This is a genomic window from Halomonas terrestris, assembly GCF_049166755.1.
GTDB lineage: Bacteria > Pseudomonadota > Gammaproteobacteria > Pseudomonadales > Halomonadaceae > Halomonas.
Genome location: NZ_JBMHFZ010000029.1, coordinates 26,951 through 40,802, shown reverse-complemented (window position 1 = coordinate 40,802; position 13,852 = coordinate 26,951). Strand labels below are relative to the sequence as shown.

The window sequence follows — 13,852 nt, the reverse complement described above, 5'->3', positions numbered from 1 at the left end:
GGCGGCGTCGAATCCGCTCGCCACCTGCACTATGACAGGCCAGGTAACTCGGCCGGGGTCTGACCCCATAGGGGCGGCCTCGGCGTCTTTCTCGGTGAACGTGCTGCTACTGTCGAGCTACTACTCTTGGGGCCCGACCGTCTAGTCCCGATAGCGCCGGGTGAGGTCGCCATAGGCGTCGATGCGGCGGTCGCGCAGGTACGGCCAGATGCGCCGTACCTCCTCGCCGCGGCTCATGTCGAGGGTCACCAGCAGGCGTTCGGCCTGCACCCCGGCATGGGCCAGCAGTTCGCCCTGGGGGCCGCAGACGAAGCTGCCGCCCCAGAAGTCGATGCCCGGGCCCGTGCCCGAATGGTCCGGCTCGTGGCCGACCCGGTTGGCGACGATCACCGGCAGGCCGTTGGCCACGCCATGGCTGCGCTGGATCAGGGTCCAGGCATCCCGCTGGCGAGTCTTCTCGGAGTCGTCATCGGGCGGATGCCAGCCGATGGCGGTGGGGTAGAGCAGCAGCTCCGCCCCCGCCAGCGCCATCAGTCGCGCCGCCTCCGGATACCATTGGTCCCAGCACACCAGCAGGCCGAGACGGCCCACCGAGGTGTCGATGGGTTCGAAGCCCTGGCCCCTTGCCTGGTCGACGTCGCCGGGAGTGAAGTAGAACTTCTCGTAGAAGCCCGGGTCGTCGGGAATATGCATCTTGCGGTAGTGACCCACGGCGCCAAGCTGGCGGTCGTAGACCACCGCGGTGTTGTGGTAGAGGCCGGGAGCGCGGCGCTCGAACAGCGAGCCCACCAGCACGATGTCGAGCTCCGCGGCCAGCGCCGCCAGGTGGGTGCCGGTGGGACCGTCGAGCGGCTCGGCCAGGTCGAACAGCTCGGTGTCCTCGTACTGGCAGAAGTAGTGGGTGGCATGCAGCTCCTGCAGCATCACCAGCTCGGCGCCGGCGGCGGCCAGTTCGCGGATGCCGGCCTCGCTCTCGGCGAGGCTTCTGGCCTTGTCGGGCCAGGCGGGCTGCTGGACCAGGCCGACTTTCAGTTGGCGGGGCATGATGAACTCTCCTCGTTATTCGGCCAGGCTGCCCTGAGGCAGCTGCATGGTCAGGCAGTGCAGGCTGCCGTGCTGGCGGATCACGCTGAGGCAGTCGATGGGCACGATGTCGCGTCCCGGGAAGGCCTCGGCCAGGGCGGCCAGCGCTCGGGTGTCGGCGGCATCGCCATAGACCGGCACCAGCACGGCACCGTTGATGATCAGGAAGTTGGCATAGGTGGCCGGGAGCCGGTGGCCGTCCACCGGGTCGAAGCAGGGGCGCGGCCAGGGCAGCGGAATCAGCCGATAGGGCTCGCCGTCGATGCGGCGCAGGGCGCGCAGCTCGGCTTCCATGGCGGCCAGCGCCGGGAAGTGGGGATCGGCCTGGTCGTCGCAGCGCACATAGGCGATGGTGGCGGGATCGCAGAAGCGCGCCAGGGTGTCCACATGGCTGTCGGTGTCGTCGCCCTCGAGGTGGCCGTTGGCCAGCCACAGCACCCGCGAGATCCCGAGGTCGTCACGCAGCCGCGCTTCCATGGCATCGCGGTCGAGTGCCGGGTTGCGATTGGGGTTGAGCAGGCAGGCCTCGGTGGTGAGCAGGGTGCCTTCGCCGTCGGTCTCGATGGCGCCGCCCTCCAGCACCAGGTCGTGGCTGATCACCGGACAGGCGTACACCCCGGCCTCGACCAGGCGCCGGGTGAGGGTGTTGTCGCGCTCCGCGGCGAACTTGCCGCCCCAGCCGGTGAAGACATAATCGAGGAGCATGACCCGGCCGTCGCGTTCCACGGCGATGGGGGCGTGGTCGCGGGCCCAGGTGTCGTCGGCGGCGGCCACCACCAGCCGCAGCCGCGAGGCCGCCACGCCAAGCGAGGTGAAGCGCCTCTCGAGATGAGTCCGGGTGGCGGGGTCGGGGACGCTGATCAGCACGCTCTGGTAGCGGGCGATGGCCACCACCATGGCCTCGAGGGTGGCCTCGATGCGCTCTAGCAGTGGGGCCCAGTCGCTGTCGGGGCCTGGCCAGGTCAGTTGTACGGCATCCTGGTGGTGCCATTCGGGAAGCAGGCGTTCGCCCATGGGCTGAGTCTCGTGGTGTGGGTCATCGTGGCTGGCGCAATGTAGGGCCGACACGGGAATGTTGCAAGCACCGGGGAACCCGCTCCGGCGACCGATGCAGTATCGTGCAAAAAACCGTACCATGAGCCCCCGCTGACAAGGAACGACACCATGCTCGACCGCCTGCCATTCCTGATCGGGTTGCGCTATGTGCGCGCCAAGCGTCGCAACCACTTCATCTCCTTCATCTCCTTGACCTCCATGCTGGGCCTGATGCTGGGCGTGGCGGTACTGATCCTGGTGCTCTCGGTAATGAACGGCTTCGACCACGAGCTGCGCACCCGGATCCTCGGCATGGTGCCGCATACCAAGATCGAGTCGCCCGGCGGGCTCTCCGACTGGCAGTCGCTGGCCGGGGAGTTGATGGAACGCGAGCGGGTGATCGGTGCGGCCCCCTATGTGGAGCAGCAGGGGATGTTCTCGGTGGGGGGGCGCAACGAGGGGGCCATGGTCAATGGCATCGACCCCGTGTGGGAGGATCGCGTCTCGATCATCGGCCGTCACATGCGTCAGGGCAACCTGGAGGATCTCGAGCCCGGCGAGTGGAATATCGTGCTCGGCTCGATCCTGGCGCGGCGCCTGGGCGTCGGCGTGGGCGATCGGGTCACCCTGCTGGTGCCGGAGGCCTCCATCACCCCGGCGGGGGTCTTTCCACGCCTCAAGCGCTTCAACGTGAGCGGCATCTTCAGCGTCGGTGCCGATCTCGATGCCGGCCTGGCCTACGCCAACATCGAGGACATGCAGACCCTGGCCCGGATGGGCGATGCCGTGGGCGGCCTGCGCCTGGAGCTGGACGACCTCTTCCTCGCCGGCAGCGAGACCCGCGCCATCATCGACGAGCTGGGCCCCGGGTACCGTGGCCTCGACTGGACCTTCTCCCACGGCAACCTCTTCCAGGCGATCCAGATGGAGAAGCGCATGATCGCGCTGCTGCTCACGGTGATCATCGCCGTGGCCGCCTTCAACATCGTCTCGACCCTGGTGATGGTGGTGACCGACAAGCATGCCGATATCGCCATCCTGCGTACCATCGGTGCCACGCCACGTTCGATCATGGGCATCTTCATCGTCCAGGGCCTGGCCATCGGGGTGATCGGTATCCTCGTCGGCGTGGGGCTCGGGGTGCTGCTGGCATTGACCATCTCCGACCTGATCGGCTGGGTCGAGTCGACGCTCGGCATCCAGTTCCTCGATGCCGGTGTCTACTTCATCAGCAACCTGCCGTCGCGGCTCGACTGGACCGACGTGCGTGACATCATTGCCGCGGCCTTTGGCCTGACCTTCCTGTCGACCCTCTATCCCGCCTGGCGCGCGGCCAGGGTCCGGCCGGCGGAGGTGCTGCGCTATGAGTGAGCCGAGCCTTCAGCCGCCTATCCAACAGGTCCCGCACGAGGAGAAGCCGATGGCCGCGGAAACCACCACGACACAGCCGATGCTGGAGTGCCACGACCTGACCCGCACCTACCACGAGGGCCCCCAGGACGTCACCGTGCTCGATGGCCTGGAACTGCGGGTCAACGCTGGTGAGCGGGTGGCCATCGTCGGCAGCTCCGGCTCCGGCAAGACCACGCTGCTCAACCTGCTGGGCGGGCTGGACAGCCCCAGCCGGGGGGAGGTGCGCATCGCCGGGGAGTCGCTGCACAACCTGGGTGACGCCGCCCTGGGGCGATTCCGCAATCGCCGCATCGGCTTCGTCTACCAGTTCCACCATCTGCTGGCGGAGTTCACGGCACTGGAGAATGCCGCCCTGCCGCTGATCGTGCGCGGCCAGCGCAAGAAGGCCGCCGAGGCCAGGGCACGGGAGTTGCTGGCCCGGGTGGGCATGGCGGCGCGAGCCGATCACAAGCCGGGCGAGCTGTCCGGCGGCGAACGCCAGCGGGTCGCCATCGCCCGGGCACTGGTCACCGACCCGAGCCTGGTGCTGATGGACGAGCCCACCGGCAACCTGGACCAGACCACGGCGGCGAGCATACTGGCGATGATGGACGAGCTGGCCCATGACTCCGCCTGTGCCTTCGTGATCGTGACCCATGACCCGGCACTGGCCGCCCACCAGGACCGCGTGCTCAAGCTCGACGGCGGTCGCCTCGCCGAGCAGCCCCGGGCCTGAGCCTCGCCTCGCGGCCCGCCGGGCGTGCTGCGGCCGACGCCCCGGCGTCGGCCGCCTGATCCTCGGCAGCATCGGGAGTCAGGGCTCCTGCTCCTCGCAGCGGCGCTTGAGCCGACGCCGTGAGCGCTGCTTCCAGCTGCGCGAGACCTGCCAGCGCCAGATGAGGCGAATCGCCACATTGCCGAGGAGCGCGATGAGCAGCGCCGAGACCACCGAGCCCACTGCCAGCGCCGGCAGGATGTCGGCCATCTGTTCGGCGATCCAGCGTGTCGACAGGCGACTGGGCGCCTCCCGGGCAGGGGTGTTCATCAGCCAGGCCCCCAGGCGGTAGTTGCCGTAGAAGATCAGCGGCATGGTCAGGGGGTTGGTGATCCACACCAGCCCCACCGACAGGGGCAGGTTGCTGCGTGTCAGCCAGGCGCCACAGGCGGCCACCACCATCTGGAAGGGGATCGGCAGCATGGCGCTGAACAGCCCGACGGAGAAGGCGTTGGCCACGCTGCGCCGCGACAGTACCCACAGGGAAGGATTGCCGATCAGGTGGCCCATGAAGCGCAGCGAGCGCTGGCGCCTGAGGGTGTCGGGGTGGGGCATGTAGCGCTGCAGGAATCGGCGCGGCATGTCGTCAGACTCGCTGCTTCGGGACCCGGGCTATTATCCATAGATGTCACGAGTCTCGCCATGCCAGGGGCCAACGTTTCCCTGGCAGCGCACTGCCGTCAGCCGCTCACCGGCGGCAGTCGACACGGGAGCAAGGGAATGCCTTTCGGTCTCGCCATCCCCATGGCGCTCGCCGCCCTCGGTGGCGTGGTAGTGGGACACCTGGCACCGGCCGGCCTGGCGGAAGGGGTCGGGCTGGCATTGCTGTGGGCCTCGGCCCGCCGCCTGCTGGTGCCGCTGCTGTCGGTGCTGGTGCTGGCCGGCGTCGCCAGCGTGCTGCTGCTGGCGCGTGGCGCCGAGCTGCCGGCGGGGCTGACCCGCGAGGATCTGGCCGTGGAGGTCCGGGTGCAGTCGGTGGCCGAGGAGGAGCGGCTGACACGACTGGTGGTTGCCGTGGAGTCCTGCGCGCCTGTCGCCCCCCTCCGTCTGGCCTGCGACGACCTGCGCCGGCTGCGGCTCAGCGCCTTCGACGCGGCGCCGATCCGGCCCGGCGAGCGCTGGGCCCTTACCGTGCGCCTGCGGGCCCCGACGGGCTTCGCCAACCCCGACACCTTCGACTACGCCGCCTGGCTGTGGCGGGAGGGCATCCAGGCGACGGGCTATGTACGCAGCGATCCCCCCGCCCGGCGTCTCGCTGCGGCGGGGGCCTCGCCGCGTCGCCTGGCGCTGGCGCATCTCGATGCCCGGGAGATGGCGCCCCTGACGAGGCGCTGGCTGGCGGCGCTGACCCTGGGCGCCGGCGAACGACTGCAGCAGGCGGACTGGGACCTGCTCAATGCCAGCGGTACCACCCACCTGATGGTGATCTCCGGCCTGCATGTCGGGCTGGTGGCGGCCTTCGTCCTGCTGATGGCCCGCGGTGCGGCCCGGCTGGTCGCCCCCGGCGGTTGGCGCCTGGCCGTGTGGCCCTGGTGGCTGGCCGGGGCGGCGGCGCTGGGCTATGCCTGGCTGGCGGGCATGGAGCCGCCGGCGCTGCGGGCGATGGTGATGACCCTGGTAGGGCTCTGGGTGGCCAGCGGCCGCCATGCGCCCGGCCCCTGGCAGGCGTGGTGGCTGGCGCTGGGCCTGGTGCTGATGCTGGACCCCCGCTCGGCCTGGCGCCCGGGGTTGTGGCTGTCGTTCGCCGCCGTGGCGCTGCTGATCCTGGTCTGGCAGGGCCGCCCGCGGCCGCGGGGTGTGCGAGGCTGGCTCCGGGCCCTGGTCCGCACCCAGCTGCTGCTCGCCCCGGTGATGGCCGCAGCCGTGCTGCTGGCCTTCTCCCGCCTGGCCCCGGCCGCACCGCTGGTCAATCTGGTTGCCGTGCCGCTGGTCAGCAGCCTGCTGGTGCCGCTGGGCCTGCTCGGCTGGTTGCTGGCCTGGCTGCCGCCCCTGTCGCAGTTCTGCTGGTGGCTGTTCGGCCGCCTGGTGGAAGGGCTCGTGTGGTGGCTCGAGCTGGCGGTGGCCTGGCTGCCGCTGTGGTTGCCCGATCCGGGGCTGGTGACACCCCTGGCCCTGGCGCTGGCGTCGCTGGCACTGCTCTGGGCGTTGCCGGGCCTGGCCCGGATGCTGCGCCTGGTGGCCAGCCTGCTGCTCGTCCTGGTGGTCGTCACCCTGGAGCCGGACGCGTCGTCACCCGGCCAGCTGAGGGTCAGGGTGCATGACGTGGGGCAGGGCCAGCTCGTCGAGCTGCGCACCGTCAATCATCGACTGCTCTATGATGCCGGGCCCCGCTTCTCCTCCGGATTCGCCCCGCTGGCGACGCTGTGGCCGCCCGGGCAGTGGTTCGATACCGTCATCATCAGTCACGACGACCTGGACCATGCCGGCGGCGTGCCGACCCTGGTCGAACGCCACGAGACAGGCCGCTTCCTGGCGCCGCGCGGCGAGGAGATCGGCGTTCCCTTCAGCGCCTGTCGGGCCGGACAGGCCTGGCAGCGTGACGGTGTCGAGTTCCGCTTCCTGTGGCCGCCCGAGCGGACCGCCGGGCTCACGAGCAACGACCGCTCCTGCGTGCTGGAGGTGACCGTGGGGCACCAGCGCCTGCTGATCACCGGTGACGTGGGTCGGGAGGTGGAGCGCGCCCTCCTGCTCGAGGCCCGGACACCCGTCACGGTGCTGGTGGCCGGGCACCACGGCAGCCGCACCAGCTCCGGCCCCCAGCTGGTGCAGGCCCTGTCGCCACGCCACGCGATCTTCAGTGCCGGGCGTGACAATCCCTTCGGTCATCCCCATGACGAGGTGGTGCGGCGCTTTCGACGGGCCGGCAGCTGCCTGTGGAATACCGCCCATGACGGGGCCCTGACGTTCTGGCTGGGGAGGGGCGGCCACGGTGAAGTCGTGGTCGAGCGCCCGCCTCCCTGGCGCCGCAGCGGTGTCGAAGGGGGCTGCCTTGCGTTAGAATCGACCGAATGAAAGCGCATGTGATTCCAGGGGACTCGAGGGGGACGGCATGGACATGATGGAGGCCCTGATCGCCGGGGGCTGGCTGATGCTGCCGCTGCTGGGCTGCTCCCTGCTGGCCACGGTGATCATCATCGAGCGGCTGTGGACGCTGCGTGCCAGGCGCATCGCGCCGCTGGGGCTCGGGCAGGAGGTCTGCTCGCTGGTGGCCCGTGGGCAGGTCAATCTCTACTGGCTGGAGAGCCACTCGCCGCTGGGCGGGGTGCTGGCCGCGGGGCTGCGCAATGCCCGCCTCGGCCACGAGCAGGTGCGTGCGCGGCTGCAGGAGGCCGCCACCGCGGTGATCCACGACATGGAGCGCTTCCTGAGCCCGCTCGGGACCATCGCCGCCATCACCCCGCTGATCGGCCTGCTGGGCACCGTGGTGGGCATGATCGAGGTGTTCTCGGTGATCGTCGCCGGGGATGGCGCCAGCCGCACGGCGGACCTCGCCGGTGGCATCTCCCGCGCCCTGGTCACCACCGCGGCGGGCCTCACCGTGGCGATCCCGGCACTGATGTTCCATCGCTACTTCCAGCGTCGAGTGGAGGACATCACGGTGCGCATGGAGGAGCAGGCCGGCCAGGTGGTGGAGTTCCTCGCCCACTTCCCCGGGGAGCTGACGCTGGCCGAGCGACATGATAGCGAGCGCGGCGGGGAGAACATCGAGGCCGACGGGCGTATCGCCCCGAGGGTGAAGCCGTCGTGAGGTTCCCGCGTACCCGGCGTGATCCGGTGGAGGTGAACCTCACCCCGCTGATCGATGTGGTCTTCCTGCTGCTGATCTTCTTCATGGTCTCGACCACCTTCGAGACACGCCAGGCCCTGGAGCTGGAGCTGCCCGAGAGCGTCAGCGGGGCGGCGGCCGAGGTGTCGCCGGTGACCCTGGTGGTCACCGCGGCGGGCGGCTACCGGCTCGGCGACCGCGACCTCACCGCAGCCGGGCTGGGCGATGCCCTGGCCGTCGAGGCCGAGCAGGCCCGCCGCCATGGCCTGGTGCTGGAGGCCGATGGCCGGGCCAGCCATTCCGCCGTGGTCCGGGCCCTGGACCAGGCCGGCGCACTGGGCATACGCCAGGTACGCATCGCCACCACCGAGGCTCCATCCACGCAGGCGGAGACACCGTGATCCGAGTCGGCACGCAATATTCGGGCTGGGCCCTCTACAGGCAGCTGCTGGGCTATGTCGGGCCGCACTGGCGCTCCTTCGCCCTGGCCATCCTCGGCTATGCCATCTATGCCGCTTCCAGCACCGCCCTGGCGGAGATGATGAAGCGGCTGATCGACGGCATCCAGGACCCGGGGGCCGCCTTCCGGCTCTTCCTGCCGCTGTTCGTGGTGGGCATGTTCGCCGCGCGGGGACTGGGTACCTTCCTCGGCACCTATTTCATGAGCAACGTGGCGCGCAACATCGTGCATACGCTGCGCTGCAACGTCTTCGATCACATGCTGCACCTGCCCGGCCGTTTCTTCGACACCCACTCCAGTGGCCACCTGATCTCCCGGGTCACCTACCATGTCGAGCAGGTCACCGGGGCGGCCACCAAGGCGATCACCATCCTGCTGCGCGAGGGGCTCTTCGTGATCGGCCTGGTGGGCTATCTGCTGTGGACCAACTGGATGCTGACGCTGCTGTTCCTGGCGGTGACGCCGTTGATCGGCGGCGTGGTGAGCTATGCCAGCAAGCGCTTCCGGCGTATCTCCGGCCGTATCCAGGCCTCCATGGGCGATGTGACCCATGTCGCCTCCGAGGCCCTTTCCGGCTACCGGGTGGTGCGTACCCACGGCGCCGAGGACTACGAGAAGGCACGATTCGCCGCCGCCAGCGAGTACAACCGCCAGCAGAGCATGAAGGAGGCGCTGACCAAGGCGATCAGCACCCCGGTGATCCAGCTGCTGGTGGCACTGTCGCTGGCGGTGCTGGTGTGGCTGGCGCTGTCGCCGGCGCTGATGGCCGACATGACCCCCGGCGAGTTCGTCGCCTTCGTGACCGCCGCGTCGCTGATGGCCAAGCCGGTGCGACAGCTCACCGAGATCAACAGCGAGATCCAGAAGGGTATCGCCGCTGCCAGCGAACTGTTCGGCCTGCTCGACGAGCCACCCGAGCGTGACGAGGGCGAGCACGAGCCCGGCCGCCTCGAGGGGCGCGTGGTCTTCGAAGGGGTGCGTTTCGCCTACGGCGAGGGCGAGCCCGAGGTGCTCAGGGGCATCGACCTAGAGGTGGCGCCGGGGGAGATGGTGGCGATCGTCGGCCGCTCCGGCAGTGGCAAGTCCACGCTCGTCGGCCTGCTGGCACGCTTCTACCGGCCGACCGCCGGACGGGTGGTGGTCGATGGCGTCCCCCTCGACCAGTATCGCCTGACGCCGCTGCGCCGCCAGATCGCCCTGGTCTCCCAGCAGGTGACCCTGTTCAACGCCAGCATCGCCGACAACATCGCCTACGGGGTGCCCGATGCCGACCCGGCGGCCATCGAGGCCGCCGCCCGGGCCGCCCACGCCCACGAGTTCATAGAGCGCCTGCCCGGGGGATACGCCACCGTGGTGGGGGACAATGGCGTGATGCTCTCCGGCGGCCAGCGCCAGCGGTTGGCCATCGCCCGGGCGATCTTCAAGGACGCACCGCTGCTGGTCCTCGACGAGGCCACCTCGGCACTGGATACCGAGTCCGAACGCCATATCCAGGCGGCGCTGGAGGAGGTGTGTCGCGGCCGCACCACCTTCGTGATCGCCCATCGGCTGTCGACCATCGAGCGCGCCGATCGCATCCTGGTCATGGAGCAGGGGGAGATCGTCGAGCAGGGCAGTCACGCCGAGCTGCTGGCCCGGGACGGCGCCTATGCGGCCCTGCACAGGCTGCAGTTCCAGGACGTCGAGTCGGGTCATGGGGCTGGGTGAGCGCTGGCTCGAGGCGGCCTACCGGGGCGATGCCTGGCTCATCGCCCTGCGCCCCCTGGAGGCGCTCTACCGCCGGGTGGTGGCACGACGTGCCGCTGCCTATGCTGCCGGCAGGCAGCCGGTGTGGCGCGCGCCGGTGCCGGTGATCGTGGTCGGCAACATCACCCTGGGCGGCACCGGCAAGTCGCCTCTGGTCGCCTGGCTGGGACGCCGGCTGCTCGACCGCGGCTGGCGCCCCGGCATCGTGTCCCGGGGCTACGGGGGCAGGGCGGCCGCCTATCCGCTGTGGGTCGACGGGAGCACCCCGGTGACCGAGTGCGGCGACGAGCCGCGCATGCTGTTCGAGCAGACGGGGCTGCCGCTGGTGGTGGACGCGGATCGCCCTCGGGGGGCCGGGCGGCTGCTCGAGGCGGGATGCGATATCCTGATCAGTGACGATGGCCTGCAACACCACGCGCTGGGGCGTGACCTGGAACTGGTGGTGGTCGATGGCCGCCGTGGCTTCGGCAACGGTCGCTGCCTGCCGGCAGGGCCGCTGCGCGAGCCGCTGTCGCGGCTCGCCGGGGTCGATGCCGTGGTCATCAACGGCGAGCCGGCCTTCGTGCCACCCGGGGGCGCCCATGGCATGACCCTGGTGCCTTCCGGCTGGCGCCACCTGGCGAGTGGCGAGCGCTACCCGGTCGCGCCGCTGCCCTTTTCCGGGCCGGTGCATGCCGTCGCCGGCATCGGCAACCCGCGACGCTTCCTCGCGACCCTGGAGGCGCTGGGCGTCGAGGCGACACTCCACCCCTTCGCCGATCACCATGGCTACCGTGGCGGCGAGCTGGACTTCGGCGACGGGCGGCCGGTGGTGATGACCGCCAAGGACGCGATCAAGTGTCATGGCCTGGCCCCTGCCGACAGCTGGGTACTGGAGGTCGAGGCGTGCCCCGATGACGGCTTCGCCGCCTGGCTCGAGGCGCGGCTGGAAACTTTTCGATCGTTCCGGGAGGCTTCCCGGAGCGGAGCAGGCGGATGATCCCGGAGATCACACGACCCGGGGCGATCCAAGCGAGAGGTACGAGAAATGGACAAGGAACTGCTGGCCATGCTGGTCTGCCCGCTGTGCAAGGGCAAGCTCAGGTATCACCGCGAGGCCCAGGAACTGCACTGCCTCTTCGACGGCCTGGCCTATCCGGTGCGTGACGGCATCCCGGTGATGCTGCCGGAGGAGGCACGGCCCCTGGAGGTGGAGGAGAAGCTCCGCGAGTCACCCGGACACACGGGAGAGGCGTGATGGGAGCCGCGGCATGAACGACTTCATCGCGGTGATCCCGGCACGTCATGCCTCGTCGCGGCTGCCGGGCAAGCCGCTGGCCGAGATCAACGGGGTGCCCATGGTGGCTCATGTCTGGCAGCGCGCCCGCGAGAGCGCTGCCGGGCGGGTGGTGGTGGCGACCGATGACCAGCGGATCCGCGAGGCACTGGTGCCGTTCGGGGCCGAGGTGCTGATGACCCGTGCCGACCATCCCTCGGGGACCGATCGGCTGGCCGAGGTGGCCGAGGCGCTGGGGCTCGACGACGAGGCGGTGCTGGTCAATGTCCAGGGCGACGAGCCGCTGATTCCGCCGACCCTTATCGACCAGGTGGCCGCCAGGCTGTTCGACGACCCCGAGGCCTCCATCGCCACCCTCGCCGAGCCGATCAGCGACGTGCAGGCGCTCTTCAATCCCAACGTGGTGAAGGTGGTGCGCGCGCTCTCCGGGCGGGCCCTCTACTTCTCGCGGGCACCCATCCCCTGGGACCGCGATGCCTTCGCCGCGCGGCCCGAACTGCTCGAGACCGATGCCTGGCTGCGCCATATCGGCCTCTACGCCTACCGGGCGGGCTTCCTGGCCGACTATCGCGGCTGGTCGCCGTCACCGCTGGAGCGGCTCGAGCAACTCGAGCAGCTGCGTGCGCTGCACCACGGCCATGCCATCCAGGTGGCGCTGGCACGGGTGGGCCACCCGGCCGGGGTGGATACCGAGGAGGACCTGGCGCGGGTCCGGGCGCTGATGAGTGCCGATGTCGGCAACCCGAGCGAGGGAGGGGTGTGATGCGCGTGCTGTTCGTCTGTCTGGGCAATATCTGCCGGTCGCCCACCGCCGAGGGGGTGTTCCGACGTCTGCTGGCCGAGCGTGGTCTGGCCGACCGGGTGGAGGTGGACTCCTGCGGCATCGGCCCCTGGCACGTGGGCAAGTCGCCGGATTCGCGGGCCCGCGAGGCGGCGTCCCGGCGCGGTGTCGACCTGTCGGGGCTGCGTGCTCGCCAGCTGGCCGACGAGGATTTCGCCCGCTTCGACTATCTGCTGGCCATGGATCACGACAACCTGGCGGCGATCGAGGCCAGGCGCCCGGCCGATTGCCGGGCACATGTCGGGCTCTTCCTGGCATTCGCCGGGCACCACGATCGGGCGGTACCCGATCCCTACTTCGGTGGCGAGCGCGGTTTCGAGGAGGTGCTGGACCTGGTCGAGGCCGCATCCGGCGGATTGCTCGAGGAACTGGAGTCCCGCCTGGAGCGCTCGCCTTGAGCCCGAGGCTGCTCGTCGGGCATGACCTCACTCGGCTCAATACCCTGGGGCTGCCCTGCGTGGCCGATCGCTTCGTCGCACCGGGTGACGAGCGGGAGCTGCAGGAGGTCTTGAAGCTGGCCGGGCACCAGGGCTGGCCGCTGACGCTGCTGGGTGGCGGCAGCAACCTGATCCTTCCCGAGCGACTGCCAGGGCTGGTGGTGCAACCGGCGATGGCCGACTGGTGGCTGGAGGAGCAGGATGACACCGTCCTCGTCCATGCCCAGGCCGGAGTGGTCTGGCATGAGCTGGTGATGGTCCTGGCGCGGCGAGGGCTCTGGGGCATCGAGAACCTGGCGCTGATTCCGGGGCACTGCGGTGCCGCACCGATCCAGAACATCGGCGCCTACGGGGTGGAACTCCGCGAGGTGCTCGACGCGGTGCACCTCCTTCACCTCGACAATGGCCGCGAGGCGATGTTCACGGCCGCGGACTGTGCCTTCGGCTATCGTGACAGCATCTTCAAGGGGAGCCTCGAAGGCAGGGTGGTGATCACGCGCCTGGTGCTGCGCCTGTCCCGTACTCCGCGACCCAGGCTCGGCTACGGTGACCTGGCCGGTCGTCTCGGGGCCGACCCCACCCCCTTGTCGGTGGCCGAGGCGGTCTGTGCGATACGCCGCGAGAAGCTGCCCGACCCGGCGGAGCTGGGCAATGCCGGCAGCTTCTTCAAGAATCCGCTGGTGGCGGGTGAGCAGGCCGCACGCCTGCTCGCCCAATCGCCCGACATGCCGCACTTTCCCCAGCCGGACGGACGGGTCAAGCTGGCCGCCGGCTGGCTGATCGACCAGTGCGGGCTGAAGGGATGGCGCCATGGCCACTTCGGGGTTCACGACCGCCAGGCGCTGGTGCTGGTGCACTTCGGCGGTGGCAGTGCCGGCGAGCTGCTGGCCTTTGCCGAGCGTATCGCCACCAGGGTCCAGGAGCGCTTCGGGGTGTCGCTGGAGCGCGAGCCACGCCTGGCCGGTGCTGACTGACCCTCCCCCGCGGCTGACCTGAAACGACAGCGCCCGCAGCCTTGGCTGCGGGCGCTGTCGTCGGGGA

14 protein-coding genes are annotated in these 13,852 nt (G+C 70.0%); 11 read left to right on the top strand and 3 right to left on the bottom strand.

Translation table 11 applies throughout. The features are described 5' to 3' along the window. Positions 1 to 141: 141 nt before the first annotated feature. Positions 142 to 1,044, bottom strand: a complete 903-nt coding sequence (locus tag ACOMD9_RS19710; protein ID WP_421417711.1) for a carbon-nitrogen hydrolase — start codon at positions 1,042 to 1,044, stop codon at positions 142 to 144. 15 nt (positions 1,045 to 1,059) lie between these two features. Next, complete coding sequence (locus tag ACOMD9_RS19705; RefSeq protein ID WP_421417710.1) at positions 1,060 to 2,097, bottom strand: agmatine deiminase family protein; 1,038 nt, start codon at positions 2,095 to 2,097, stop codon at positions 1,060 to 1,062. Positions 2,098 to 2,247: 150 nt separating this feature from the next. Between ACOMD9_RS19705 and ACOMD9_RS19700 the strand changes: the two genes are divergently transcribed. Together ACOMD9_RS19700 and ACOMD9_RS19695 are read left to right on the top strand one after the other, a co-directional pair. Further along, a complete protein-coding gene (locus ACOMD9_RS19700) occupies positions 2,248 to 3,489 on the top strand; it encodes a lipoprotein-releasing ABC transporter permease subunit (RefSeq protein WP_421417709.1) in 1,242 nt (413 codons plus the stop codon). A gap of 49 nt (positions 3,490 to 3,538) precedes the next feature. Continuing rightward, positions 3,539 to 4,246, top strand: coding sequence for an ABC transporter ATP-binding protein (locus tag ACOMD9_RS19695; protein ID WP_421417708.1), 708 nt, complete (start codon positions 3,539 to 3,541; stop codon positions 4,244 to 4,246). A 78-nt stretch (positions 4,247 to 4,324) separates the two neighbouring features. Here the strand turns inward: ACOMD9_RS19695 and ACOMD9_RS19690 are convergent, their stop codons facing one another. Then, entirely contained in the window at positions 4,325 to 4,867 is a 543-nt protein-coding gene (locus tag ACOMD9_RS19690) for a DUF2062 domain-containing protein (RefSeq protein WP_421417707.1), read from the bottom strand. Positions 4,868 to 5,005: 138 nt separating this feature from the next. Between ACOMD9_RS19690 and ACOMD9_RS19685 the strand changes: the two genes are divergently transcribed. The 9 genes from ACOMD9_RS19685 to murB are packed head-to-tail and all read left to right on the top strand — an operon-like array spanning position 5,006 to position 13,785. Beyond that, on the top strand, positions 5,006 to 7,297 hold the full coding sequence (locus tag ACOMD9_RS19685; protein WP_421417706.1) for a DNA internalization-related competence protein ComEC/Rec2: 2,292 nt from the start codon (positions 5,006 to 5,008) through the stop codon (positions 7,295 to 7,297). 37 nt (positions 7,298 to 7,334) lie between these two features. Continuing rightward, entirely contained in the window at positions 7,335 to 8,033 is a 699-nt protein-coding gene (locus ACOMD9_RS19680; protein ID WP_421417705.1) for a MotA/TolQ/ExbB proton channel family protein, read from the top strand. After that, positions 8,030 to 8,452 carry an ExbD/TolR family protein gene (locus ACOMD9_RS19675; RefSeq protein WP_421417704.1) on the top strand — a complete coding sequence of 141 codons (423 nt, stop codon included), beginning with the start codon at positions 8,030 to 8,032 and terminating at the stop codon, positions 8,450 to 8,452. The genes ACOMD9_RS19680 and ACOMD9_RS19675 overlap by 4 nt, the downstream gene beginning before the upstream one ends. Next, positions 8,449 to 10,218 (top strand): lipid A export permease/ATP-binding protein MsbA, encoded by a 1,770-nt coding sequence (gene msbA / locus ACOMD9_RS19670; RefSeq protein ID WP_421417703.1) that lies wholly within the window; start codon positions 8,449 to 8,451, stop codon positions 10,216 to 10,218. Before ACOMD9_RS19675 ends, msbA begins: the two co-directional genes overlap by 4 nt. Then, positions 10,205 to 11,236 carry a tetraacyldisaccharide 4'-kinase gene (gene lpxK, locus ACOMD9_RS19665; protein ID WP_421417702.1) on the top strand — a complete coding sequence of 344 codons (1,032 nt, stop codon included), beginning with the start codon at positions 10,205 to 10,207 and terminating at the stop codon, positions 11,234 to 11,236. The genes msbA and lpxK overlap by 14 nt, the downstream gene beginning before the upstream one ends. Before the next feature lie 48 nt (positions 11,237 to 11,284). Further along, positions 11,285 to 11,494: a Trm112 family protein gene (locus ACOMD9_RS19660; protein ID WP_421417701.1), complete on the top strand. Its 210-nt coding sequence runs from the start codon at positions 11,285 to 11,287 to the stop codon at positions 11,492 to 11,494. Positions 11,495 to 11,507: 13 nt separating this feature from the next. Beyond that, the gene (gene kdsB, locus ACOMD9_RS19655) at positions 11,508 to 12,296 is read left to right on the top strand and encodes a 3-deoxy-manno-octulosonate cytidylyltransferase (RefSeq protein WP_421417700.1); all 789 of its coding nucleotides are present in this window, start codon (positions 11,508 to 11,510) and stop codon (positions 12,294 to 12,296) included. Continuing rightward, positions 12,296 to 12,772 carry a low molecular weight protein-tyrosine-phosphatase gene (locus ACOMD9_RS19650; RefSeq protein WP_421417699.1) on the top strand — a complete coding sequence of 159 codons (477 nt, stop codon included), beginning with the start codon at positions 12,296 to 12,298 and terminating at the stop codon, positions 12,770 to 12,772. Before kdsB ends, ACOMD9_RS19650 begins: the two co-directional genes overlap by 1 nt. Beyond that, complete coding sequence (gene murB, locus ACOMD9_RS19645; protein ID WP_421417698.1) at positions 12,769 to 13,785, top strand: UDP-N-acetylmuramate dehydrogenase; 1,017 nt, start codon at positions 12,769 to 12,771, stop codon at positions 13,783 to 13,785. Before ACOMD9_RS19650 ends, murB begins: the two co-directional genes overlap by 4 nt. Positions 13,786 to 13,852 lie beyond the last annotated feature (67 nt).